The sequence below is a fragment of the Cupriavidus sp. 2SB genome, from assembly GCF_005503625.1.
Taxonomy (GTDB): domain Bacteria; phylum Pseudomonadota; class Gammaproteobacteria; order Burkholderiales; family Burkholderiaceae; genus Cupriavidus.
In genome coordinates this window covers 27,600-51,621 of record NZ_SCMX01000012.1, presented here as the reverse complement: position 1 = coordinate 51,621, position 24,022 = coordinate 27,600, and the positions used below count along the sequence as shown (strand labels likewise).

Below are 24,022 nucleotides of genomic sequence, written 5' to 3'. Positions count from 1 at the left end.
CCCAAGCGGGCCTCCGGCCGCGCCTCACTCGGTACCGACCTCTGTCGTCAGCCAGCCCGGCCGGACCGCATATCTACCCTGGGACGAGCTATAACAACCAGAAGGCAAACAGTCCTCGCGCATACCCAGTGGGTCACCGGCGGCATATCTTGACCACTGAAATCGGCGGTCGCCCGCCTTCAGGCCAACTGGGCTCCCCCAGTCTAGCCACGCCCTCCTCTCCCACCCCTGGTCCCGCTCGAGATTTGTGACGCGAGGTCAATCCTCTGCACCGATTAGGGTAAACCCCTTTTGCATATAGTAGGTAGGCTACCTAATATGTACTCACAATTTCCCATCGGAGACATATTCATGACCGCCCCCCAAACCCCCACGCAGTCGACTGGCTGCCCGTTTCACGCGGCCTCACCTGCGCAGTCCACGTGTCCGATGCACGCTGGCGGGGACAGCGGCATCCCCGACTTTCCGCCCGAACGGGTCGATCCTTTGTCGCCGCCGCCGGTGTACTTCCAGATGCAGCAAGGAAGCGGCTTGGGGCAAGCTAGGCTCTGGGACGGAAAGATCGCCTGGCTGATTACGCGCTATGACGACGTCCGCTCGGTCCTGTCTGACCCTCGCTTTAGTTCTGACATTACGAATCCCGGCTATCCCACTGTCAGTGCTGCAATGAAAGTTGCCCGGGGTAGTAACCGGACCTTCATCACCATGGATGCACCCAAGCATGCAGAGCATCGGCGCATGCTGACAGGTGAATTCTCGATCCGCAAAATCGAGGCCCTTCGCCCGCGGATTCAGGCGATCGTAGACAAGCTGCTGGACGACTTCGCAACAAAGCCTCAACCCTCCGACCTGGTTAGCGCCTTTACGTTGGCTACGCCGGCATTGGCGATCTCAGAGTTGCTTGGCGTTCCGTACGAAGACCATGACTTCTTTCAGGAACTGGCGATGGTCCTGACGTCGAGTAGTGCGACGCTTGAGGAGGCCATCGCCGCAAATCATGAGTTGTGCGAGGTGTACCTGAAGGGCCTGGTGGCGAAGAGATCGGAGAACCCCGGGGAAGATATCCTCAGCCGCCTCATCGTCAATCACGTACGAAAGGGCGATATCACCGAAACGGACGTTGTTTCCCTTGCAAGGCTCTTGCTGATTGCCGGCCACGAGACCACGGCGAATACGACCGCAATGGGAGTGCTTTTCCTCCTGCAACGACCGGATATCTGGAATGAGCTTCGACAAGACACAAGCCTCGTTCCAAATGCGGTGGAAGAAATTCTGCGCTATCTGGATGTCACACATTCAGGAAAGCGTCGTGTCGCGACCGAGGACATTGTCGTGAACGGACAAATGATCCAGGCGGGCGACCCCGTTGTAGTGCTGAGTGTCTCGGCCAATCGCGACAGCTCGAAATTTGAAGATCCGAATGTGTTCGACCTTCGCCGAGATTCAAGGACGCAGGTCTCGTTCGGATACGGCCCGCATCAGTGCATCGGTCAACCCCTCGCACGGCTCGAAATGCAGATCATGTTCACCGCCTTGCTGGAGCGGTTTCCGAACCTCGAGCTTGCTGTTCCCGTGGAAAGCCTTGAGTTCAAGGGCGATTCACTCATGTATGGCGTCAAGGAACTCCCTGTTCGCTGGTAATCCCGACTTAAATGAGAAGCATCATGAAAATCACAATCTACCCCGAAAAGTGCTGCGGTTCTGGTCAATGTGTCGTCAACGCGCCGGATCTGTTCGACCAAAAGGACAATGGCATCGTCATTCTCTTGAACGCAGAGCCGTCGGCTGACCAATTCGAATCAGCACGCCTGGCGGCTGGCATCTGCCCAGCGCTCGCCATCGAGATTCACGAGGATCAGTGATGAACTCCCCCGAGCACATCGTCGTTGTCGGCGCCTCGGCCGCCGGCATCACGGCAGCACGAGCGCTGCGCGCACAGGGCTGGGGAGGGCGGCTCACGCTGATTGGAAAGGAAGGCGGCATGCCCTATGACCGCCCTCCTCTTTCAAAGCGGCTGATGGCAGGAGAATGTCCGGTAGAGGCGCTCAACCTTGTGTCCGAAGACGGCATGAAGGCGCTGAACCTGCACTACCTGGACGGGACATCGGCCACCGGCCTCGATACGGACGCCAGTTCACTGCAACTCAGCAACGGCTCCACACTTCAATATGATCGCTTGCTGATCGCCACGGGCGCGGACGCTCGAGTGATTCCCAACCTCAGCCAGGCGGCGAACTGCTACAGCCTGCGCAACTTAAACGACGCGCTGGCGATTCGGGAACATCTGACTGCCGGAAAGCGGGCACTAGTAGTCGGCGCGGGCTTCATCGGCACAGAGTTAGCGGCGATTGCAAAGACCAGCGGCTGTGAGGTGACCGTCATCGACAAGTCGAAAGTTCCTCTCGGGGCGCGAGTCGGGGATATCGTTGGGAAGCGGATCGAAAAACTCCATGAAGCCAACGGCGTGGTTTTCCACAACGACTGCGAACTCAGGGAGGTGAAATGGCGTGACCGCACCATTACCGAAGTCCGCTTGGACACTGGGGTTGTGATTGCTTGCGACGTAATTGTTGTGGCTATCGGCGCAGTTCCCAGCGTGCAGTGGTGCAGCGGATTAAACATCCGCAGCGGCGTAGTCTGCAATGAATACTGTGAAGCAGCCCCGAACGTATATGCCGCCGGCGATGCTGCAGAGTGGTTTCACAAAGGCTACGGCGAGCACATGCGTATTGAACACCGGACGAATGCAAGCGAACAGGCGATGGCCGCGGCAAAGAACATGCTCGGCTCTCGCGTTGAATACGCTCCGCTGCCGTTCTTCTGGTCGGATCAGTACCAGGTCCAAATCCACAGCTACGGACGCATCGGCCCTCAATACACCGTTGAAGTTGTCGAAGGGGATCAACTGAAAGACGACTCCTGCATCTTTCGCTACTACCAGGGAGACGTTTTGATGGGCGTTCTTAGTTGGAACGCCAGTAGAAAAGCGCGTGAGCACATCAAGCTGTTGAAGGAGGAGTGGACGAAGAGCCACGCTCCAGCTGCGGTAGCAGGTTAAGGCTGTATTTCATAATAAAAGAGGAGACAACATGACAAAACCCGCTTCGGCTATCCGCAGAGCAGTCCTACTCTGCTCCCTGGCCCTGCCCTCCATCCTGTACGCCCAGCAATCTGGCCCGTTGCCGGTCCGGCTCTTTGTTGGCTACGGACCGGGCGGTGGCACCGACGTAGTTGCACGCGCAGTTGGCGAAGAGCTGGCAAAAATCTGGAATCGGCCCGTAATCGTCGAAAATCGGCCAGGCGCAAACGGGGCGATCGCCAGCAAGGCTGTCGCGCGAGCTGAACCGGACGGTTCGATCCTTCTGGTCATGCCCCCGTCCACGTTGATCATCGACGCAAACTTGCGCCCCACTGTTGCTGTCGATCCCACCAAGGAACTCACCCTTGTGAGCGGGCTAGCCGCAACCCCACTCGTTGTGGTGACCCCGGCTTCCGCGCCATACAACAACCTCGCTGACCTCATTAAGGCAGCTCGTGCGGCCAACGGGAAGTTCACGTACGGATGGGCCAACTTGGGCATGCGTGTCGGTATGGAGGAGTTCGCGCAAAAGACCGGGGTAAAGATGACCCCAGTCGGCTACAAGAGTGCTGGGCAAAGTGTCCCCGCTATCGTTTCAGGCGAGATCGATATGCTCATGATCGATATGGCACCGATCGCGCAACTCGTTAAGGCTGGAAAAGTGAAGGCCTTTGCCGTGTCGACGCCAGAACGCTCGCCTATGCTGCCAAACGTCCCTACATTCAAGGAAGCGGGGATTGACGTCCAGCTTACGGGAACCATCGCCCTGTATGCGCCTGCCAAGATGCCCCAGAACGCAATCAAAAAAATGCAGAGCGATGTCGCTACGATTTTGAAGAACGGCGAGCTTCGCACGCGGATGCAAGGCACTGGAATGGAAGTCATTACGCAGTCCCCGGAGGATTTCGAGGGCTACCTTAAGCAGCGCAAGAAGAGCATTGATGCAGTAATTAAGGTCGGTGATTTTAAGCTCGAATAGATCGACCTCCGTCACAAGCACAGAATTTCGTAGCTAACCTCTTAGTCATTGGAGTACACGCTGTGTATCCAGAATTATCCCTTTACATCAATGGCGAATTTCTCGGCATTGAAGGCCGGCGACACCAGGACGTAGTCAATCCTGCGACGGAGGAGGTCGTTGGGCGACTGCCGCTCGCCACCCGCGAGGACCTCGACACCGCCGTCGAGGCGGCTCATCGAGCTTTCCTGACGTGGCGCGACTCATCGCCTTTGGAACGCAGTGCAATCTTGCGTAAAGTTGCGGAGCTCGCCCGTCAAAGGGCGCCGGAAATCGGCCGCAACATGACCATTGACCAGGGGAAGCCTCTGCACGAAGCCGTGGGCGAAGTAACGGTTTGTGCAGAGCATGCGGACTGGCATGCAGAAGAGGCTCGGCGGATCTACGGCCGCGTGATCCCCAGCCGCAACCCTAACGTCCGCCAGCTCGTGCTACGTCAGCCGGTCGGAGTCTGCGCAGCCTTCACCCCTTGGAATTTTCCCTTCAATCAGGCGATCCGGAAAATCTCTGCCGCGCTTGGCGCAGGCTGTACGATCATTCTGAAGGGACCAGAAGAGACACCGAGTGCCGTGCTGGCGATCGCTCAACTGTTCCATGATGCGGGCCTTCCTCCTGGTTGCTTAAACATTGTATTTGGCGTCCCGGCGGAGGTGTCAGCACACCTCATTGCATCTCCGCTGGTCCAGAAGATCTCCTTTACGGGGTCCACTGCTGTTGGCAAACAACTAGCAGCTCTAGCAGGATCCCATATGAAGCGAATCACTATGGAGCTTGGTGGTCACTCCCCTGCAATCGTCTTCGACGATGCGGATGTCCATACCGCCGCCGAGATGCTTGCAAACTACAAGCTGCGAAACGCTGGTCAGGTATGCGTCTCGCCCTCCCGCTTCTTCGTCCAGCGCGGGGCTTACGATAGGTTCCTCAGGCGTTTTACGGACGTCATTGGCGCAGTGCGGGTCGGCAACGGTATAGACAGCTCGACACAGATGGGACCGCTCGCAAACCAACGCCGTGTTGCTGCAATGGAAGGGTTGATTGCCGACTCCAAAGCGCGCGGCGGAAAGGTTGTCGTGGGAGGGACCAGGTGCAGCGACACAGGACATTTCTTCGCGCCCAGCGTCGTTATAGACATTTCAGACGACTCCATGCTCATGACTTGCGAGCCATTCGGCCCTGTCGCCCCGGTTGTAGCGTTCGACGATCTGGATGAGGTGCTGGCACGGGCGAACAAACTGACTTACGGCCTGTCGTCTTACGTGTTTACCGAGTCAGCGAAGACAGCGCATGCTGTCTCTACCCGCCTTGAGGCCGGCATGGTCAACATCAACCACTTTGGAAGCGCTCTCGCCGAAACACCGTTTGGAGGCATTAAAGATAGCGGTATCGGGAGTGAGGGTGGGACCGAGACGTTCGACGGCTATCTCGTCACGAAATTTGTAACTCAAGTGTAGATCGGGGGCCGCAAAGGGCGATACGTCGCCCTTTCCCCCGAAGCTACGTTCCCAGTCAGGTTTTGGCGCCTAAGTGAGTGTTAGGCGCCTTTTTTATTAGCGTATAGGTCGCGGCAGTGCGCCCCATATTGGGCGATGCGGTTGCTCTCGGCGACTCTGACAACTCCCTGCATGGCTCCGCAGTTGCAGCGCAAGCGCGGCCGGCTAGCGATAAGCCTTCTCGAATCGTGTCGTCTTCCAGGAAGATTTCGTTGGTATTACTCGTGGTCCAGCCACGGTTCTCTTTTGAACATCTTATCGATGATGGGGAACATCGCGATCACCGTCTGCAACTCCTCGGGCGTCAATCCCTCCATGCGCTTGCCCAGTGCCGCCGTCCGCTGTGCGGCCAATTTGCCGGCCACAGCCCGGCCTTCATCAGTAATCTGAATCATGTTGTTGTACGAGCCGACGGGTGCGGAGCGCGCGATTAACTCGGCGTCGACCATCCGCCCGACAATCTGCGTCATCGTAGGCAATCTGACGCCTTCATTCCTGGCCAGATCGCTAACTCGCATCGGCCCTCTTACGAGCAATGCACTAAGAACAGCGCTCTGCGCGGGGGGCACGTGCGCCGCTCTCATTTCCCGCCGCAGCGCTACAACGATCCGCATCAAGCGGGGTCTAAGTTCGTCCGCAAGCATTTCAACCGTAGGTTCTGTCATGTCTACAAAAAGGGGGCAATCACTGAGCAGATGATATAACGATTCAGTGAAGAATGATCGCGCGAAGTACCTGGAGGCACCGAGTCGATATGGTCCGACTGGTGAGGGTAGCGACCACGCAGACAGCGGCGGCGCGTGAAGGGGTTCTGTGCCTGTGGCCGGGTAGCAACTCAAGGCCGGGCCTTGTCGCGTTCGTTCGCGATGGCCGGAGCACCAATCTTGATGGAGAGGGATGACGAGACGAGGCGCTGGCTGGCGCTCTCGTCTCAAGGCGTCGACGCTTGATCCGCCGACGCGCGGAGCTTGCTAACTCAGCTTGACCAGGTCCTTCTTGTACGTCTTCGCCTTGTTAATGTAGTCGTCAGCGTTCTTCTCGATCGCAGCTTTGACTTCCTCCGTTAGTTCACGTACCTGCTTTGCAGGTGTGCCCATGACCAAGCCTCCTGCCGGGAAGTTCTTGCGCTCGCCGATCAAGGATCCGGCCCCCACGAGGCATTGTTGTCCGAGTTCGGATCCATTCAGGATCACAGCCTGAATGCCGACCAGACTACGTGCTCCGACCTTGCAACCGTGAAGCATCGCCTGGTGTCCAATGGAGACCATCTCGCCTACCTCGACGGGAAAGCCAGGATCGGTGTGCAACACAGCCCCCTCCTGGACGTTCACGCCTCGCCTAATCGTGATCTTTTCATTGTCGCCGCGGATCACAGCGCCGGGCCAGATGGACACGTCTTCGGCGATTTCCACGTCGCCGATGATTACCGCATGCTCGGATACATACGAGCTCGGATGAATTGTCGGTTCTTTCTCTCCAATTCGATAGATCGCCACAAAATGCTCCTCTTATCTTGATGTGACTAACTTTTCGCCGACCGCGTTACTTGCAGGAGGCGAAACACTACTGCATGGGCCGCTCTCGCAGCCCGTGCCGACTTCGACGCCGTTTCTTGCCCTGCCGCTAGATAAATACTTGTTCCTCTGGTTGGACTGCCGGCTCGATTGCATCATCCAGTACCTCGATCCAGTGCTTTACTGGCGTGGGCGTTCCACTTTGCAAATGCTGGATGCAACCGATGTTCGCGGACACGATGCAGTCAGGTTGCTTCTCGCTCAGATGCTCGATCTTGCGGTCTCTGAGCTGGAGTGAAATTTCGGGCTGCAGAACGGAGTAGGTGCCGGCTGAGCCGCAACAAAGGTGACTCTCCACGCTGGCACGATGAACGGAAAAGCCCAACTGTCCCAGATGCTCCTCCACCACTCCCCGCAGCTTCTGGCCGTGTTGCAGCGTGCACGGCGGATGGAACGCCAAGGCCGGCTTGTCGCACGCTTTGACTTTGCCGCGCAGTCTTGGCAGAAGTTCAGGAAGCAATTCGCTCAGGTCGCGGGTCAACTCGCTAACCCGAGCTGCCTTCTCGGCGTACTCCGCGTCATGCTTTAGCAAGTCGGCGTAGTCCTTCACGGTCGCGCCGCAGCCGGACGCGTTCATGACAATTGCCTCGACTTCACCGCTGGAAATCGCCGGCCACCAGGCGTCGATGTTTCTGCGCATATCATCGAGGCCGCCCTTGTGATCTCCGGTGTGCAGCCGGATCGCGCCACAGCAACCGGCTCGAGGAACACTTACAACCTGAAAGTCGGCTGCATCGAGTACCCGCGCGGTCGCAGAATTGATGTTCGGCATCATCGCCGGCTGCACACAACCTTCGAGCATGAGCACTTTCCTGGCGTGGCGGCGCGTTGGGCGCTGACCCGCAGGTCTGCTCGGCGTAAGCTTGTTGGCGAGCTTGGAAGGAAGTAGCGGCCGAACCATTCGGCCAATCTTCATGGCCGGCAAGAACAATGGCGAAGTTAGCCCCTCACGCAGCAGCCAACGCACCGCGCGGTCTTTTGGCGGACGAGGAATTCGCTCATCGACTAGCTTCCGCCCAATGTGAACTAGCTTGCCGTACTCGACACCGCTGGGACAGGTGCTTTCACAGTTCCGGCACGTCAAGCAGCGGTCTAGATTCTGTTGGGTGCTTGCTGTGACCTCTTCCCCCTCAAGCAACTGCTTCATCAAGTAGATGCGTCCCCGGGGTCCGTTACGTTCATCGCCCAGAAGCAGGTAAGTCGGACACGTTGCCGTACAAAAGCCGCAATGCACGCACTTGCGCAGAATCTCTTCGGCCTCCGCCCCTTCTGGAGTGTTGGCAAACTCATGACTTAGTTTTGTCTGCATATGGAGCCCCTTACAGGCCGGGGTAGAGTCGACCAACATTGAAGATGCCATCGGGATCAAACGCTTGCTTGAGATTGCGATGAATCTCGAAGAGCGCATCGCTCGGTGGCGTGAACACGCCGCTCCTATGATGCGGATCCCTGAACAGCGTGGCGTGACCACCAAGCGATGACGCCATTTCCCGAACGTCCTCGATGGGATCGTCGGTGTATAGCCATCTCAATGCACCACCCCATTCAATAAGCTGATTCGCGGCCAAGAAGGGTTGGGAGACTGCCGGAACGGAAACACGCCAGAGAGGCGCGTCGCTCTGTGAAAAGAAGTCGTGGCGGTGGTCGCGGACGGCATCCCACCAGGACAACGCTTCGTCTGGTTCCAGCTCAGTCCCGCCCAAACGCTTTCTGGCTTCCGTGACAGCAGAGGCTGCACCACTCAGTCGGAGGAACAGCTTTCCGTCGTGCCAGGCACTCGCATTGACTGGCAATGCTTGCCGAGTCAGCCCGTTTAAGAGAGACAACGCCCCTGCTTCGTCGCGTTCAATGAACAGGGTGATCCTCGATGAATGAATGGGCAGAACCTTCAGCGAGACCTCACAGATAACACCGAGTGTTCCCATTGAGCCCGCCAGGAGACGCGAAACGTCATAACCGGCAACGTTCTTCATCACTTGCCCGCCGAATGTCAGAAGCTCGCCTTTGCCGTTAATCATGGTCGCGCCGAGAACGAAGTCCCGAATGGACCCTACCCCGACGCGTGCTGGCCCGCTCAGACCTGCCGCGACCGCTCCTCCGACAGTACTTCCTTTAGCAAAGCGTGGCGGCTCAAAGGCAAGGTACTGATTGTGCTCGGCCAGCACGGCCTCAAGTTCTTCTAGCGGTGTGCCTGCACGAGCGGTGACAACCAGCTCAGACGGTTCATAGCTGCAAATTCCGCTGAGGCGCCGGACATCACACGGTTCACCCGACGGCTCTTCACCGTAGAAGCATTTCGTACCGCCGCCAACGATGTTGAGAGAGGTCTTCGTTTTTCTTGCATGCAGGACTGTCTCAATCAGATGAGACACTTCCGTGGGGATCGTCGTCATTCTAGAACCTCGGGATTTCTGGATGCGGCAGCATCCCACGCCGAACAGTCATGCGACCATATTCGGCACATCGATGCAGCGTCGGAATTACCTTCCCAGGATTCAAGAGCGATTGCGGATCGAATGCACGTTTCAGCGCAAACATTTGTTCTCGCTCTGCGCCTGAGAACTGAACGCACATTGAGTTCAGCTTCTCCACGCCCACACCGTGCTCTCCGGTCACCGTCCCGCCAAGCGTGACGCTTGTTTCCAGAATCTCAGCGCCGAATTGCTCCGCCTGGTGCAGTTCTTCGGGATTGTTGGCGTCGAAAAGGATCAGCGGATGTAGATTCCCGTCGCCGGCGTGGAACACGTTCACGCAGCGAAGCCCATAGCGCACCTCCATCTCGCTGATTGCTCGAAGGATCGCAGCGAGACTCTTGCGAGGAATCGTGGAATCCATGCACAGGTAATCCGGGCTCATGCGCCCCGTCGCGGGAAATGCATTCTTTCGCCCGCTCCAGAAACGAAGACGCTGCGCCTCGTCCTGACTTGCTTCAAGACGAGTGGCCCCGCTGGCGGTGAGGACGGCATTCATCTTCACAATCTCGTCCTCGACCTCCAACGCCGTCCCATCACTCTCGCACAATAGGATTGCGGCCGCGTCCAGGTCATAGCCAGCATGCACGAAGTCCTCTACGGCGGCGGTCATCGGCTTGTCCATCAGTTCCAGGCCGGCTGGGATGATGCCGGCCGCGATGACGTTGGCTACGGCGTCACCAGCGGCTTCGACGGTGTCGAAGCTTGCAACGATGCATCGCGCAAGTTCTGGCTTAGGAATTAACTTGACGGTGACTTCCAATGTCACTGCGAGCATCCCTTCACTGCCTACAACGACGCCGAGCAAATCGAGCCCAGGGACATCAAGGGCTTCCGATCCAAACTCTATCGCCTCGCCCTGAATGGTGTATCCCCGTACTTTCATTACGTTCTGCAACGTGAGTCCGTACTTGAGGCAATGGACGCCTCCGGAATTCTCGGCCACGTTTCCACCGATCGTGCAGGCAATCTGGCTGGACGGATCGGGGGCGTAGTACAGCCCATACGTAGCGGCTGCCTCACTGATTGCGGCGTTGCGTACACCGCATTGGACCACTGCGGTACAACTCACAGGATCTACCCTGACGATCCGGTTAAAACGAGCGAGCGAAAGGAGCACGCCCATCTCATGTGGGAGCGCACCGCCTGACAATCCCGTGCCTGCGCCCCGAGCCACGACGGGCGCACCGAGCGTCTTGCACGTTCGCAGAATGGCAACAACCTGCTCTTCTGTTTCGGGAAGCACCACGACGAGCGGCTGCGCCCGATAGGCCGTAAGGCCATCGCATTCAAATGGCTGGGTGTCCTCGCGCTGCGACAGGATAAGGTCCCTAGGCAGCACGCCTTCTAGCGCGGAAACCACTTCCGCACGCCGGGCTTCCCTCCGCTCAGCGTCAGTAGGATGTGCCAACCAGCCGTCACGCGTCGCATTCATGACTTTGCCCTCCTGGTGCGATGAAGCTGCGTCGTGCTGTGCCGGTCTATTGGATAATCAGTGCGGAGCGACGGCGCGACCGTAGCGAGCCGGCGAACCGCGCAATCAGCCTGGACGGATGCTGCAGCTCCAAGGCGGAGCGTTGCTTCCGGGCGCTGAGGCTCAAACGTTGAGCGATGAATGCGATGCATTGTGTGGGGAGGTTCTAATACACTTCTGTCAAAGGCGTCGACGAGACGCCATGACTTGACTGTAGACAATCACGCGATATAGCAGGTTGAGAGTTATTTGCGGTTGAGTTGCAGAAAACTTGATTGCCGTGTTTGGGCCGCTCAACTTAGCGAGTCGGTGAGCCACTCCATAAAGGCGGCGCACTCCCATCTCTCCAGGGCCCCAGGTTCCCAGCATAAGTAGTGCGCCATCGGTGAAGGCACGGATCGATCCGATATGCGGATGAGTCGCCCCCCCTCTAGCCATGACTGCGCCATACGGGTCCTCACTAGTGCCACGCCGAACCCGCACGCGGCTGCGTCATAGAGAAGCCCTAGATCGTTGAATTGAGCGCCCACATGCGGCTCCGTTCTCGTCAATCCACATGAGGAGAACCATGTCGTCCAAGGCTCAAGCGGGCTACGTATCAGACGCGCCTGGTCGATTTCACCCGCCATTTCGAAGCCTTCGAAGGGGCCGAACTCGTTGAGATAGGTAGGGCTGCAAGCCGGCGCCACCTCCTCCGAGAGAACGACGCGATGATCGACGTCCGCATATCCGCCGGCGCCGTACCGGATTTCCAAATCGGATGGCTCGGCTGTGACGTCCAGGAATGGGATGGAGACCTGCAAGATAAGGTCGATGTCCGGATACTTGTTGCGGAACAGTTCCAGTTTGGGCATCAGGAACTGCCTGGAGAAAGTTGGGGTCACCGCGACCCGCAGTCGCGTGGAAGAGGCTTTTCCATTTTTGACCGGCATCTGCTGTAGCGCAGCGAGGCCGCTTCGGACATTCGCCAGGTACGCTGCACCATGTGCAGAAAGCGTGAAGTCACTCCGCCCGAAGAGTTCAACACCGAGGTGAGATTCAAGCTGGCGGATTCGATGACTCACGGCGCTGGTTGTTACACACAACTCGTCGGCGGCACGTGTGGCGCTCCGAAGCCTTGCAACCGTCTCGAAGGTGACAAGACATTGAATGGGCGGGATGTGTTGCAGGGCCATATCTTCTCTCCGTTTGGTGGGCTACCCAGGGCGGATATGCCGCATGTCATCGCTTGAGGCCTAGGGAGCGGCCACACTTCTTGCTGCTCTGTCGCTCGAGCACCATGCCAACGCTGCAACGAGCAAGCGCCCCCAGATTGCTTGCTCAGGATCGACTCACTGGGTCCTCAGGCAAGGACGTACGTGACGCCCTGCAAGGGAAGACCACCAAGTAAGTCGCTCTCCAACCCACAGTGACCTCGCCGCGGGAAGGTCTCTTAGCGATCCGATCTCTTCGTCGACTCCTGCTCCAACCCATGGCCGCGACTGCGTTAACTGCTTGACATTATGCCGCACCAATCTAAACTTATGTAATCGATTGCACGCAGTGCTGTTTTCGCCTCATCACCGTACTGGCATTGGTTATTTACAGTCTCTGATGCAGGTTACCGTAACGTATGTAATCGATTACCACATCACACAGGAGGCAACAATGCAGGAACGTCGTCGTAAGTTTTACGGGTGGGGCTATGAGGGTGACACCGTCACGCCGGACGAAATCCGGGAGTTCGAGGCAGCGTGGACACGCTTGCTGGGTGTCGAGCACTTCGAAGCGACACCTTTTCCGACGCCCGAAGAAATTTCGCTGCGCAAACCTCGCGTACAGCTGCCCGCGTCGCTTCGCGAAATCTGCACAAGCGATCATTACGACCGCCTGTATCACACCTACGGCGCGGGCACCATGGATGTTGCGCGCGCAATGCGCCGGGAATTTTCCAACCCGCCGGACGTCATCGCCTACCCGCGCACTGAGCAGGACATCGTGGACCTGTTCGACTGGTGCGGGCGCCAGAACGTTGCTGCAGTTCCGTACGGCGGCGGCACCAGTGTCGTGGCCGGAGTCAATCCGCCGGAGCACGATCGTTACCGCGGCGTAGTTTCCATCGACATGAAGCACTTCGACAAGGTGCTGGAAGTAGATCAGGCATCGCAGGCCGCCCGCATTCAAGCGGGCGTCCTTGGCCCGGATCTGGAGCGACAGCTCAAGCCCACCGGCCTGACCATGCGATTCTTCCTGCAAGCGTGGGAGTTTTCGTCGCTGGGGGGTTGGATCGCAACACGGGCAGCAGGCCACTTTGCAACGGCGTTCACTCAAATCGACGACCATATCGAGAGCATGCGGGTCGTAACACCCCAAGGTGCCATCGAATCCCGCCGTTTCCCGGTGTCCGGCTCGGGGCCCAATCCGGATCGACTTTTCCTCGGCTCCGAAGGCGCACTGGGCATCATTACCGAGGCGTGGGTCAAGCTTCACCGCCGGCCGGTCTTCCGCAAGCAGGTGACCGTACGTTTCCGTGACTATGCGCGCGCTGTCGAGGCCACACGGGTACTGTCTCAATCTGGACTGAACCCTGCCAATGCCCGCCTTGTGGAACGCGAAGAAGCCTTGTACACGGGTTCGAGCGACGGCAGCTATGACATTCTCGTGCTGGGATTCGAGTCCGCCGACCACCCGGTCGAGGCACGCCTGAAGCGAGCACTGGAAATTTGCGCGGAGTGCGGCGGCGAATGGGACGATGATCCGGTCAGCGGAAACCAAGGTGGTGCGGACGCTGCGACATCGAGCTGGCGAAACAAGTTCCTGCGCGGCCCATACCTGCGCGAGTACGCCATTGCTCGCGGCGTCATGCGCGAGACCATGGAAACCGCGTGCACGTGGGACAAGTTCGCCGCTCTTCACGCGCACGTCAAGGCAGAAACGCATCGGGCCATTCGCGAAGTTACCGGCCGCCCGGGTTCGGTGACTTGCCGCTTTACCCACCTCTACCCTGATGGCCCTGCGCCATATTTCACGTGGTTTGCCTATGGCGATAAGGCTCGATTGCCCGAGCAGTTCCAAGCGATCAAACGCATTGGAGAGCAAGCCATGGTGGACGCAGGCGGTACGGTGACCCACCACCATGCGCTTGGTCGGGACCATCGCCCTTGGTACGACAAGGAACGGCCGGAGCTGTTCTGCACCGCGCTAAAGGCCGCCAAGCAGGCCTTTGATCCGCACCAGGTCTTGAACCCTGGCGTGCTGTTCGACCCGAGCTAATTAGTTAGAAACTCAAAAAAGAGGAGTAGGAGATATGGCAGGCCCCCTTGCAGGTATCAAGGTCCTAGACTTGAGCCGGATCCTTGCTGGACCCTGGAGCACGCAACTATTGTCCGACCTGGGCGCTGACGTGATGAAGGTTGAGCGTCCCGGCACCGGCGATGACACGCGAGCTTGGGGCCCGCCGTTCCTTACTCGTGAGGATGGCACGACGACGGAAGAGTCGGCGTACTTCCTTTGCGCCAATCGCGGGAAGCGTTCGATCACTCTGGATGTCAGCAGCAAGGTCGGTCAGGATTTGCTGCACGAGCTAGTCAAAGATTGCGACGTCTTCGTTGAGAACTACAAGTTCGGCGATATGCAACGTTACGGGTTGGACTTCAAGACCCTGAGTGAGATCAATCCTCGGCTCGTCTACTGCTCCATCACCGGCTTCGGGCAGACGGGCCCATACCGCAAGCGGGCTGGATACGATTTCGTGGTGCAAGCCATGGGCGGGCTGATGAGCATCACAGGCGAGCGCGACGGCGTCCCCGGTGGCGGCCCGCAAAAATGCGGGGTGCCCATATCGGACTTGATGACTGGCATGTATGCAAGCGTTGCAATTGTCAGCGCGCTATTTGAGCGAGTCGGCAGTGGCCGCGGGCAGTACATCGATATGAGCCTGCTGGATACGCAGGTGGCGTGGCTGGCAAACCAGGCCTCGAACTATTTGGTGGGCGGGAGCCACCCGCGTCGTTGGGGCAACGCGCACCCCAATCTCGCACCTTATCAGTCATTCCCTGCAAGCGATGGCTCTCTGATCGTAGCAGTCGGTAATGACCGGCAGTTCCGAGCCATGTGCGAAGCGCTGGGTTTAATCAATCTTCCGGATGATGACCGCTATCGACGCAATGCGGATCGTCTAAAGAACCGTGAAAGTCTTGTGGAGGTGCTCTCGGCTCGCTTTGAAGAAGAAGAGAGAGACACGTGGCTCAAACTGCTGGAATCGGTCGGCGTACCTTGTGGCCCGATCCAGAGCATTCCAGAAGCACTGGAGGATCCCCATATCCGGGCGCGTGAAATGGTTTTCTCTTTGCCCCACAGCAGCGGTGCAAGCGCGCCCCAGGTTGCGAACCCTATCAAGTTCTCTCGCAGCAGTATCGACTACCTTCGCGCGCCCCCAGCGCTGGGCGAACACACTGAAACCATCCTGAAAAATGAGCTCGGGAAGTCTGTGGAGCAAATTGAGGCAATGCGCCGCGATGGGACGATCTGACGTGTAATCCGCCCGACCACAGTGATCACCATAAAGATCACGTTCAAAGGAGACAGACATGCATCGATTGCTACGAATTGCGGGGGCATTAGCCGTTTGCGGAGTGACACTGACCATCGGTCTGGCCGCCGCCCACGCTAAGGAATGGCCGGTCCAGCCGATTCGGGTCGTTCTTCCATATCCCCCTGGCGGCGCCTCAGACGTGACCGCCAGGCTCCTAAGCGCTAAGCTTAGCCAGGCATGGGGAGAGTCTGTTGTTGTGGAGAACCGGCCTGGCGCAAACGGCATCATCGCTAATGAAGCCGTTGCGAAGGCGCAGCCTGACGGCTACACCGTGCTGATGGCCAACCTTGGGCCGAATGCCATCAACCCGGCCGTATACGGGAGACTTCCTTATGACACGCTGAAAGACTTTACGCCAGTTGTCTTGGTGACAAAGGTGCCGCTCATTATCGTCACGGCAGCAAATTCGCCGGTGAAGGACCTGCGCCAACTGGTCTCATTAGCAAAGGCCAAGCCAGGACAGATTACCTTTGGATCTGCAGGCAACGGTTCGGGCAGCCATCTGGCCGGGGAACTCCTTAGTACCATGGCTGGCGTCAAGATGAACCACGTTCCCTATAAGGGAGACGCGCCTTCGCTCACAGACGTGCTCGGTCAGCAGATCAATGTTGCCCTTCCCACCGCGCTTGCTGGAATGCCACATGTCAAGAGTGGAAAACTCAGGGCTCTTGCGGTCACGAGCAAGACTCGATTGCCGGCACTGCCCGATGTGCCGACGGTAGATGAAGCGCTCGGGATAAGCGGATACGAAGCCGTTTCTTGGGGTGGATTTATGGTGCCGACCGGGACCTCACCAGCCATCGTTGCTAAGATGAACAGCCAGTTCAACAAAGCCCTTCAGGATCCGGAGGTCCGCGACAAGCTGATGGCTCAAGGCGCGCAGATCGCAGGCGGCACCCCGGAAGCATTCGATGCGTTTCTGCGCACCGAAGTTACGAAATGGAAGCGCGTGGCTGATTCAGCAAAGGTCCGGCTCGACTAGCCCTCACCGGGAATGCCGGTCCGTCGTCGGGATACCCCCCGACGACGGAAACTGCCTGTGGACTACCAAGGTCGTTACAATGACGGCAGTCGGCCGATATCCCAGGCTGAAGATAACCGCTGATCCGATATGGTGAATGTCAAGCAAGTCGCCCTCCTCGCCGGCGTTTCCTCGGCAACAGTCTCCCGTGCACTGACATCGCCGGATCGGCTGCGACCTGACACGCTGGAGCGCGTGCAGAACGCCATCGCAAGCCTCAACTACGTCCCGTCTTCCTCGGCTCGGGACCTGCGTCAAGGGCGCACGCGATCGGTCGGCATCATTGCGCCGACACTGATGAACGAGCTTTACGCGAAAGCGGTCGATACCTTAGAGGCGCAGCTCGATCGGCTCGGATACACCGTTTTATTGACGTGCCACCGGGACGACAGTGAGACAGAACTACGCTGCGCGCGCGCGCTTTTGGAGCGCAGAGTCGACGGAATCGCCATTATCGGGTCACAGCATCACCCTGACGTCTTCTCGCTAATCCACAAGCATGCCATTCCGTATGTCCTAATGTGGGCCGTCGATCGTGAGGGTATGCATCCCACGGTGGGATATGACAATCGCTTGGCGATGCGCAGGTTGACGAGCTATTTGGTCAAACAGGGACATCGAAAGTTTGCCGTCCTCCCAGGGCCACTAGAGACTCAATTTCTCTCCTCTCAACGACTTCTGGGCATCCAAGACGTCCTCAGTGAGAACGGCATTTCGATACCCGACGACCGCATTCTCCCGACACCGTACGAAGCATCTGCCGTCCGGCAAGCGGTTCGGACCTGTCTCGAGCGTAATGACTCGCTGCCGCATCAGGAACAGCCGACTGCCCTGATATGCATCAATGACTTCGTTGCTGTGGCAGCGATCGCGGAGTGCCGCACATTGGGACTATCGGTTCCGAGCGACATCTCAGTTACAGGCTTCGGCGACTGGCAGATGGCGGAACTGATGACGCCCGCACTCACGACCGTACACTCGAATCCCGTTCTGATTGGCGAACTTACTTCTCGTAACCTGGTTGATCAGATTGAAGGCGGGTCCAAACGCATTCAGACCGAGTTCGAGCCTGACCTTGTAGTTCGCGAAAGTACGGCGCCGCCCCAATAGTTGGTGAGCCAAACTACGTTTTGTCGCTACGGACGGAACTCAGCCGTCGCTCTAGCTAGGCCCTCACCGGGCACAAAGCGGTCGAAGCATACGTTGTCCAGCTATTAAATGAAGCGTTGCAGACAACGTTCTGAGGGAATTCTTCAGTCATGCGGGGCGCCTAATGGATATCAGTCTCTGCTCCATCCTGATGTCCGCTTAGGGTGGGCCGGTAAGCGCCGGTCATGCCACTGACCTTTGATTGAGGCGTCAGGGTACCGCCGTTGCCAACTAAGTCGAACGTGTCCCAAAAAGCGGACACATTCGTCCCCTCCGGCGCGAGCCAGAAGCGTCACCGCACGAAAAGGGAGTTCGAACCTATTTCGGCCACCCCGCTTTGGCTGCCGCCGCATCCAGCGCACGAGAAAATCGCCCGATGTCTTCCGGCCGGAACTCGGCCAGAAACAGTTCTTTGACCGCCGCCTCGTAGATGCCCCACATCTTCTTGCGCAAGGCCTTACCTTGCCGTGTGACGGACACGAACGCGGCGCGGCCGTCTTCCTCTGACCGGATACGGGTCACCAGCTCTTCACGCTCCAGCCGGTCAATCAGGCGAGTCAGGTTGTACCGCTCGATGGCAAGCACATCGGCCAGCTCATGCATCCGGCGGCTTTCCTCCGGCCCGCTTTCAATCCCCCACAGCACGTCGTACCACGCGTAGACAGGCAGTCCAGCCTCGGCAAGACGCCGATCCACCTCACGTATCAAGGCCCGGTGCGACCGTACAAACGAAAACCACAAATCCGGCTTCTCAGTCGACATGGTATCTCCAATAGTTGCAGTTGCAATTATGCCGCAGAGCGCTCACAATGCCCAGACGATTGCAACTGCAATTTATTTGAAGCGCAATGGCCACGCCTATCCGACCGGGCCTGATGCGAACCGAAGCCCCGTCAATCCCATGGAGACAGAGATGAATGCCCCGGTGTTGCCGCTACACGTATTGCCGCTGGATGTGGACCCGCAGGAAACCCAGGAATGGATTGAGGCCCTGGCCGCCGTGACCGAAGTGGAAGGCCGCGAACGCGCCCACTACCTGATCGGCCGCCTGCATGAATCGGACGCGGCCCGACACGGGGATTTCCATGGCGCAATCACGACGCCCTACGTCAATACGATTGCCGAATCGGGCGAGCAGCCGTACCCAGGCGACACCTCGATCGAGCGCCGACTGGCCGCCATGGCGCGCTGGAATGCCATGGCGATGGTGTTGCGGGCGGGCAAGCACTCCAACGTCGGCGGGCATATCGCCACATATGGGTTCTCCGCTTTCTTCTGATGTCTACGGGTCGACCTTCGATTCTGTTGTTGAGGGTAAACCCCCCTTTGCGCCACATAGGTAGGCTACCTAACATTAGCCACCAATCGCCCTCGGAGATATTTCCATGACGGAGTCGCCTGCTCCCACCCCTTCCTCCAACCCATCTTCCGCGGTAGAAGGGCGCTGTCCTTTTGATGCGGCTGCGAACGAGCCGAAATCAGCGTGTCCTTTTCACGCTGAGGGCGACAGCGGCGGAATCCCAGATTTCCCCCCTAAGCGCGTAGATCCCTTGGCGCCGCCGCCGGTGTTCTTCCAGATGCAACAGAAGGGCGAATTGGCACAAGGTAAGCTTTGGGACGGAAAGATCGCTTGGCTTGTCACGCGTTATGACGATGTTCGCGCTGTCTTGTCGGACTCTCGCTTTAGCTCCGACGTCTCACATCCGGGATTTCCCTCTTCCAGCGCCGCAGTAAAGGTTGTTCGGAGTAGTAACCGGACCTTCATTACCATGGATGAACCCAAGCATTCAGAGCAACGGCGGATGCTGACCAGCGAATTCACGATCCGAAAGATCGAGAATCTGCGGCCGCGACTTCAGGCCATCGTGGACAAGCTCTTGGAAGATTTTGCGATGGGGCCGCAGCCTTCTGACCTGGTTAGCGCCTTTACATTGGCGACACCAGCATTGGCTATCTCAGAGTTGCTTGGTGTTCCATACGACGATCACGACTTCTTCCAAGAACAGGCGATGATCATGACGTCGAGCACCGCGACGAGGGAAGAGGCTAGCGCCGCGAATCAAGCGTTGTGCGAATACCTGCGTGAACTGGTGGCGAAGAGATCCGAAAGCCCCGGGGAGGACATCCTCAGTCGCCTTATCGTTAATCATGTACGGAAGGGCGATATCACTGAAACAGACGTGGTCTCGCTTGGAAGGCTTCTGCTGATTGCCGGGCACGAGACGACGGCAAATACGACGTCGATGGGGGTGCTCTTCCTACTTCAGAGGCCGGACATCTGGGAAGAGCTTCGCCAGAATCCAAGCCTCGTTCCAAACGCGGTGGAGGAGATGCTACGCTTCCTGGATGTCATACAGTCCGGGACGCGACGTGTCGCACTGGAGGACGTTGTCGTGAATGGGCAATTGATCCGAGCCGGTGATCCCGTTGTCGTGCTTAGTATTTCCGCAAATCGCGACCAGGAGCAGTTCAAAGATCCCCACGTCTTTGACCTCCGCCGTGATGCCCGGACACAGATCGCATTCGGATACGGCCCGCATCAGTGCATGGGACAAGTTCTCGCCAGAGTCGAAATGCAGATCATGTTCACCGCCCTACTGAAGCGCCTGCCGAATCTTCGGCTGGCCGTGCCCATCGAGAGCCTCGCGTTCAAGAGCGATTCGCTCATGTATGGTGTTAGGGCACTGCCCGTTAGCTGGTAAATCCACTACGGCGAATCACGATGAAAATCACAATCTATCCCGAAAAATGCTGCGGTTCCGGCCAATGCGTCGTCAATGCGCCGGATCTGTTCGACCAAAAGGATGACGGAATCGTCATTCTTTTGAATGCCGATCCGTCGGCCGATCAATACAAAATCTGCACGCTTGGCTGCTGGGATCTGTCCGGCGTTGGCAATCGAGATTCACGAGGCTCTCTGATGATTCCCCTAAGCAAATCGTAGTCATCGGGGCAACGGCCGCCGGCATCACGGCGGCACGAGCAGCCTGCGCGCGCGAGGCTGGGGCGGATGGTACTTCCATCGCAAAAGAGGGCGGCCTGCCCAACGGCCGCCCATCTCTTTCGAAGCGGTTGATGGCTGGCAAACGTTCAGTAGAGCTCCTCTAAATAGATCGCCTAGCGGGCATAAAATTTCATTCCGCAAATAACATCTGCCGAAACTTTAAATCTATTATAGAAAGATGACTCAAAGTCATAGGATTGGCTCCACCCAATTCTGTTCGAAATATCCGGTATAGATCTTTCCAGTCCTGCCAATTCGAACAGCGAACGCATAAGCCGCTGCGTGTTACATATTTCCGTGAAGCAATTGCCCTGGCTGAAGAGGGTCCGCCTGACTCTCGAGGATGTTGTCTGCAAACTATCCGCTATATCTGCAATATTCCAAGCTTCCTTTGGATTCATAAACACCGACAATGAAATTGCCTCCCAAAGCGGCCTGGAATCCCACAGATCGTGCATTGGTTGATCACGCACCACAGAATAACTAGTTACATCCAGATCGAAGCTGCAATGCGAGCTCTTAAAAATAGAGCCGCCCAAGAACAGACTCGCAGGAGAAAAAGCGGGGAGCTTCACGAACTTCCCCTCTTTAATTACGCGTGAATAGCCTTGTCGGATGATTATCTGCTCGCCACTCAACGAAGTCACTTTCATTGGAATTGGAAGAAAAATATCATGGATCCCGACTTGGCTTCGTGACTGAAGTTGCGTCTGCATCAATTACGCTACTATCCCGGTCCGATACTATGAGCAGCGCGAGGATGTACCACCGCGCTGCCGGAAACGATGAGGGTCACCCGCCATCGCAATTCATCGAGCACTTACTCTTCGCGGCGCCTTAGGCAGCCTTGTCAAGCTCGGGATGCATGGAGTCCGACATCTGCGCCAGATGATGCAGCGTATCTCCGAACACCGATTCCATTTGGGTAAGGCGTCTAAAATAGTGGCTGACGATATACTCATCCGTCATTCCAATCCCACCGTGCAATTGCACGGCCTGCTGGCCGACGAATCGCATCGACCCGCCCAACTGATATTTCGCTTGTGCCATGGCGCGACGTCTCTGGTTCGCCGGCGCGTTGACGTTGAGCGAGGCGTAGTAGCTCATAGACCTCGCGAGCTCTAGACTCATCTTCATATCTGCGACGCGGTGACGCAACGCTTGGAAGCTCGCGATAGCGACGCCGAACTGCTTGCGCGTCTTCATGTAATCCACCAGAGCCTCCAGGGTTACGTCCATCACGCCCACGGCCTCTGCACACGTCATTGCAATGCCAAGATCCACGGCATACGACAGGCAATCCTGGCCTTCGCGGGTGACTAGCGTGCCCGGCGCCTTCGACAACGTCAGCTCCGCGGCGCGCGAGCCGTCGACAGTTTGATAAGGGTGTACCAATACACCTGGGGCGGAGCGCTCCACAAGGAACGCTCCGAGAGTGTCAGCAATCATGGCGGGTACAATGTACGCAGCAGCATGATCGCCAACCGGCACGAGGCTCTTACTCCCAGTAAGCTCCCAACCTTCCGCCGTCTCGACTGCTCGCGTCTCGCACGTATCGATGCGATAACGATTCGCGCGCTCCTGCTGGGCCAGTACGACCAGACTTTCTCCAGAAGCGATCGTAGGCAGCCACGCCGCACGTACGCTTGCTTCGGCGTAGTTCGACAGCACTGCACCCGCAAGTAGAACTTGCGCCAGCGGTTCGAGTACGATGCCCCGCCCCAGTTCCTCCATAACCACCATAACGTCGACCGGCCCCATACCGACGCCGCCATACTCTTCTGGGACGTAAAGTCCAGTCAGCCCAAGCTCCGCAAGCTCCGAATACGCGTCCGGGGAAAATCCGCCGCTGCTCTCGGAACTGCGACGGTGCTCAAACGTATAGCTACGCTTTACCCACTTTCTTACTGCATCTCGCAGTTGGTCCTGGTCGTCAGTGAATTCGAAATCCATGCTCTACTCCTTTATCCGAGGACCACTTGCGAAACAATGTTACGCTGCACTTCATTGGAGCCACCGTAGATAGTGGTTTTCCGCAGATTAAAATATGTCGCGGCAAGCGGAGCGTTCCGTCGCTCTCCACCTGGGAACTCGCCATCCCACTCCGTCAACATAGCGTCTTGAATAAATGGGAGGCTATAGGGACCTGCAGCCAGCATCATCAATTCACTGTAGCGCTGTTGAATCTCACTGCCTCGGATTTTCAGTAGGCCTGCGATATCCAATGGATTCTTCCCGGATTTTTCTGCCGAGATAACGCGAAGAACCAGCATTTCGAGCGCGATAATATCTACCTCGAGCTTCGAAACCTCGTCTTTGAAACGAGGGTCGTCCATCATGCCTTCTGCAGCCGCGATTCGCTTCAGGCGTCGGAGCTCACGCTTGGCACGCCCGACTTCTGCAATGTTCGAGCGTTCGTGACTGAGAAGGTGTTTGGCATAGGTCCAGCCCTTATTTTCTTCGCCAATCAGGTTCTCAACGGGGACCTCAACATTGTCGAACCAGACCTCATTGACCTCGCACTCGCCGTCCAGCAGCTTAATGGGCCGAACCGTGACGCCAGGCGAACGCATGTCAATGAGCAGGAAACTGATCCCTGCCTGCGGCTTCCCTTCTGTATTGGTCCGGACGAGACAGAAAATCCACTCCCCGTACTGAGCCAACGTGGTCCAGATCTTTTGACCATTGACTATGTACTTGTCTCCCTTTCGCTCCGCTCGTGTCTTGAGCGAAGCCAGGTCGGAACCCGATCCCGGCTCGCTGTAACCCTGGCTCCACCAAACATCGCCCGTCACAATGCCGGGCAAGAAGCGCGCCTGTTGCTCAGCGTTACCAAATGCCATGATGACTGGTGCCACCATGACAGGCCCATAGGGCACGAGTCGCGGTGCTCCTGCCAACGCGCACTCTTCCTCGAATATGTGCCGCTGCACTGGTGTCCAGCCCGTGCCGCCGAACTCGACTGGCCACTTATACGTCAGCCAACCCTTTTTCCCCAGAATTTGGTGCCAACGCTGCATATCGGTGCGGGATAGCTGCAGTCCGTTGTGCACCTTGTGCGAGATCTCCTTCGGCAAATGGGCGTCGATCCACGCATGTACCTCTTTTCTAAATTCCTGCTCTTCTTCTGTGAAATTCAGATCCATTTCTCAGTCCCCTACTGTGTTAG

The 24,022-nt window shown here is 57.7% G+C and carries 21 protein-coding genes and 1 pseudogene; 12 read left to right on the top strand and 10 right to left on the bottom strand.

Annotated features, from left to right (window positions below):
* Positions 1–351 precede the first annotated feature (351 nt).
* From FFS21_RS08235 to FFS21_RS08215, 5 genes are all read left to right on the top strand, one after another.
* A complete protein-coding gene (locus tag FFS21_RS08235; RefSeq protein WP_196765234.1) occupies positions 352–1,641 on the top strand; it encodes a cytochrome P450 in 1,290 nt (429 codons plus the stop codon).
* A 23-nt stretch (positions 1,642–1,664) separates the two neighbouring features.
* Positions 1,665–1,862: a ferredoxin gene (locus FFS21_RS08230; protein ID WP_043355325.1), complete on the top strand. Its 198-nt coding sequence runs from the start codon at positions 1,665–1,667 to the stop codon at positions 1,860–1,862.
* Positions 1,862–3,058: an NAD(P)/FAD-dependent oxidoreductase gene (locus tag FFS21_RS08225; protein WP_062794398.1), complete on the top strand. Its 1,197-nt coding sequence runs from the start codon at positions 1,862–1,864 to the stop codon at positions 3,056–3,058. The genes FFS21_RS08230 and FFS21_RS08225 overlap by 1 nt, the downstream gene beginning before the upstream one ends.
* 31 nt (positions 3,059–3,089) lie before the next feature.
* Positions 3,090–4,058, top strand: coding sequence for a Bug family tripartite tricarboxylate transporter substrate binding protein (locus tag FFS21_RS08220; protein WP_043355327.1), 969 nt, complete (start codon positions 3,090–3,092; stop codon positions 4,056–4,058).
* A 62-nt stretch (positions 4,059–4,120) separates the two neighbouring features.
* On the top strand, positions 4,121–5,548 hold the full coding sequence (locus FFS21_RS08215; protein WP_062794397.1) for an NAD-dependent succinate-semialdehyde dehydrogenase: 1,428 nt from the start codon (positions 4,121–4,123) through the stop codon (positions 5,546–5,548).
* A gap of 257 nt (positions 5,549–5,805) precedes the next feature.
* On the opposite strand, the gene FFS21_RS32435 is transcribed toward FFS21_RS08215, so the two are convergent.
* The 6 genes from FFS21_RS32435 to FFS21_RS08185 all read right to left on the bottom strand — a co-directional run bounded on the left by FFS21_RS32435 (position 5,806) and on the right by FFS21_RS08185 (position 12,281).
* Entirely contained in the window at positions 5,806–6,171 is a 366-nt protein-coding gene (locus FFS21_RS32435; protein WP_224040759.1) for a MarR family transcriptional regulator, read from the bottom strand.
* 387 nt (positions 6,172–6,558) lie between these two features.
* Positions 6,559–7,083: a gamma carbonic anhydrase family protein gene (locus FFS21_RS08205; protein ID WP_043355330.1), complete on the bottom strand. Its 525-nt coding sequence runs from the start codon at positions 7,081–7,083 to the stop codon at positions 6,559–6,561.
* 127 nt (positions 7,084–7,210) lie between these two features.
* A complete protein-coding gene (gene glcF, locus FFS21_RS08200; protein WP_043358198.1) occupies positions 7,211–8,470 on the bottom strand; it encodes a glycolate oxidase subunit GlcF in 1,260 nt (419 codons plus the stop codon).
* A gap of 10 nt (positions 8,471–8,480) precedes the next feature.
* Positions 8,481–9,554: a glycolate oxidase subunit GlcE gene (gene glcE / locus FFS21_RS08195; RefSeq protein WP_062794395.1), complete on the bottom strand. Its 1,074-nt coding sequence runs from the start codon at positions 9,552–9,554 to the stop codon at positions 8,481–8,483.
* A 1-nt stretch (position 9,555) separates the two neighbouring features.
* Complete coding sequence (locus tag FFS21_RS08190; RefSeq protein WP_043355338.1) at positions 9,556–11,067, bottom strand: FAD-linked oxidase C-terminal domain-containing protein; 1,512 nt, start codon at positions 11,065–11,067, stop codon at positions 9,556–9,558.
* 332 nt (positions 11,068–11,399) lie between these two features.
* Positions 11,400–12,281: a LysR substrate-binding domain-containing protein gene (locus FFS21_RS08185; protein ID WP_043355340.1), complete on the bottom strand. Its 882-nt coding sequence runs from the start codon at positions 12,279–12,281 to the stop codon at positions 11,400–11,402.
* 472 nt (positions 12,282–12,753) lie between these two features.
* Here FFS21_RS08185 and FFS21_RS08180 point away from each other — a divergent pair, with 472 nt between their 5' ends.
* From FFS21_RS08180 to FFS21_RS08165, 4 genes are all read left to right on the top strand, one after another.
* Complete coding sequence (locus FFS21_RS08180; RefSeq protein WP_137924359.1) at positions 12,754–14,358, top strand: FAD-binding oxidoreductase; 1,605 nt, start codon at positions 12,754–12,756, stop codon at positions 14,356–14,358.
* Between the two features lie 34 nt (positions 14,359–14,392).
* Positions 14,393–15,616: a CaiB/BaiF CoA transferase family protein gene (locus tag FFS21_RS08175; RefSeq protein WP_043355344.1), complete on the top strand. Its 1,224-nt coding sequence runs from the start codon at positions 14,393–14,395 to the stop codon at positions 15,614–15,616.
* 58 nt (positions 15,617–15,674) lie between these two features.
* A complete protein-coding gene (locus FFS21_RS08170) occupies positions 15,675–16,661 on the top strand; it encodes a Bug family tripartite tricarboxylate transporter substrate binding protein (protein WP_043355346.1) in 987 nt (328 codons plus the stop codon).
* A gap of 129 nt (positions 16,662–16,790) precedes the next feature.
* Positions 16,791–17,810, top strand: coding sequence for a LacI family DNA-binding transcriptional regulator (locus tag FFS21_RS08165; RefSeq protein WP_043355348.1), 1,020 nt, complete (start codon positions 16,791–16,793; stop codon positions 17,808–17,810).
* A 357-nt stretch (positions 17,811–18,167) separates the two neighbouring features.
* Here FFS21_RS08165 and FFS21_RS08160 read toward each other — a convergent pair whose 3' ends face one another.
* Complete coding sequence (locus FFS21_RS08160) at positions 18,168–18,611, bottom strand: MarR family winged helix-turn-helix transcriptional regulator (protein ID WP_043355349.1); 444 nt, start codon at positions 18,609–18,611, stop codon at positions 18,168–18,170.
* 151 nt (positions 18,612–18,762) lie between these two features.
* Between FFS21_RS08160 and FFS21_RS08155 the strand changes: the two are divergent.
* From FFS21_RS08155 to FFS21_RS08145, 3 genes and pseudogenes are all read left to right on the top strand, one after another.
* Positions 18,763–19,125 (top strand): annotated as a pseudogene (locus tag FFS21_RS08155) (pyruvate dehydrogenase E1 component-related protein); the annotation flags it as partial.
* Between the two features lie 109 nt (positions 19,126–19,234).
* Positions 19,235–20,551, top strand: a complete 1,317-nt coding sequence (locus FFS21_RS08150; protein ID WP_081201625.1) for a cytochrome P450 — start codon at positions 19,235–19,237, stop codon at positions 20,549–20,551.
* A 20-nt stretch (positions 20,552–20,571) separates the two neighbouring features.
* On the top strand, positions 20,572–20,793 hold the full coding sequence (locus FFS21_RS08145; RefSeq protein WP_196765233.1) for a ferredoxin: 222 nt from the start codon (positions 20,572–20,574) through the stop codon (positions 20,791–20,793).
* A gap of 173 nt (positions 20,794–20,966) precedes the next feature.
* Here FFS21_RS08145 and FFS21_RS08140 read toward each other — a convergent pair whose 3' ends face one another.
* From FFS21_RS08140 to FFS21_RS08130, 3 genes are all read right to left on the bottom strand, one after another.
* A complete protein-coding gene (locus FFS21_RS08140; protein WP_124684263.1) occupies positions 20,967–21,569 on the bottom strand; it encodes a helix-turn-helix transcriptional regulator in 603 nt (200 codons plus the stop codon).
* 121 nt (positions 21,570–21,690) lie between these two features.
* Positions 21,691–22,806 carry an acyl-CoA dehydrogenase family protein gene (locus tag FFS21_RS08135; protein WP_043355352.1) on the bottom strand — a complete coding sequence of 372 codons (1,116 nt, stop codon included), beginning with the start codon at positions 22,804–22,806 and terminating at the stop codon, positions 21,691–21,693.
* A gap of 11 nt (positions 22,807–22,817) precedes the next feature.
* Positions 22,818–23,999: an acyl-CoA dehydrogenase family protein gene (locus FFS21_RS08130; RefSeq protein WP_043355354.1), complete on the bottom strand. Its 1,182-nt coding sequence runs from the start codon at positions 23,997–23,999 to the stop codon at positions 22,818–22,820.
* Positions 24,000–24,022 lie beyond the last annotated feature (23 nt).

Bases quoted from the DNA above. Each gene is read 5' to 3' on its own strand.
- FFS21_RS08170 (WP_043355346.1), top strand. From the start codon at position 15,675: ATGCATCGATTGCTACGAATTGCGGGGGCATTAGCCGTTTGCGGAGTG.
- FFS21_RS08225 (WP_062794398.1), top strand. From the start codon at position 1,862: ATGAACTCCCCCGAGCACATCGTCGTTGTCGGCGCCTCGGCCGCCGGC.
- glcE (WP_062794395.1), bottom strand. From the start codon at position 9,554: ATGACGACGATCCCCACGGAAGTGTCTCATCTGATTGAGACAGTCCTG.
- FFS21_RS08145 (WP_196765233.1), top strand. From the start codon at position 20,572: ATGAAAATCACAATCTATCCCGAAAAATGCTGCGGTTCCGGCCAATGC.
- FFS21_RS08180 (WP_137924359.1), top strand. From the start codon at position 12,754: ATGCAGGAACGTCGTCGTAAGTTTTACGGGTGGGGCTATGAGGGTGAC.
- FFS21_RS08235 (WP_196765234.1), top strand. From the start codon at position 352: ATGACCGCCCCCCAAACCCCCACGCAGTCGACTGGCTGCCCGTTTCAC.
- FFS21_RS32435 (WP_224040759.1), bottom strand. From the start codon at position 6,171: ATGAGAGCGGCGCACGTGCCCCCCGCGCAGAGCGCTGTTCTTAGTGCA.
- FFS21_RS08190 (WP_043355338.1), bottom strand. From the start codon at position 11,067: ATGAATGCGACGCGTGACGGCTGGTTGGCACATCCTACTGACGCTGAG.
- FFS21_RS08165 (WP_043355348.1), top strand. From the start codon at position 16,791: ATGGTGAATGTCAAGCAAGTCGCCCTCCTCGCCGGCGTTTCCTCGGCA.
- FFS21_RS08135 (WP_043355352.1), bottom strand. From the start codon at position 22,806: ATGGATTTCGAATTCACTGACGACCAGGACCAACTGCGAGATGCAGTA.
- FFS21_RS08185 (WP_043355340.1), bottom strand. From the start codon at position 12,281: ATGGCCCTGCAACACATCCCGCCCATTCAATGTCTTGTCACCTTCGAG.
- FFS21_RS08130 (WP_043355354.1), bottom strand. From the start codon at position 23,999: ATGGATCTGAATTTCACAGAAGAAGAGCAGGAATTTAGAAAAGAGGTA.
- FFS21_RS08140 (WP_124684263.1), bottom strand. From the start codon at position 21,569: ATGCAGACGCAACTTCAGTCACGAAGCCAAGTCGGGATCCATGATATT.
- glcF (WP_043358198.1), bottom strand. From the start codon at position 8,470: ATGCAGACAAAACTAAGTCATGAGTTTGCCAACACTCCAGAAGGGGCG.
- FFS21_RS08230 (WP_043355325.1), top strand. From the start codon at position 1,665: ATGAAAATCACAATCTACCCCGAAAAGTGCTGCGGTTCTGGTCAATGT.
- FFS21_RS08160 (WP_043355349.1), bottom strand. From the start codon at position 18,611: ATGTCGACTGAGAAGCCGGATTTGTGGTTTTCGTTTGTACGGTCGCAC.
- FFS21_RS08220 (WP_043355327.1), top strand. From the start codon at position 3,090: ATGACAAAACCCGCTTCGGCTATCCGCAGAGCAGTCCTACTCTGCTCC.
- FFS21_RS08150 (WP_081201625.1), top strand. From the start codon at position 19,235: ATGACGGAGTCGCCTGCTCCCACCCCTTCCTCCAACCCATCTTCCGCG.
- FFS21_RS08175 (WP_043355344.1), top strand. From the start codon at position 14,393: ATGGCAGGCCCCCTTGCAGGTATCAAGGTCCTAGACTTGAGCCGGATC.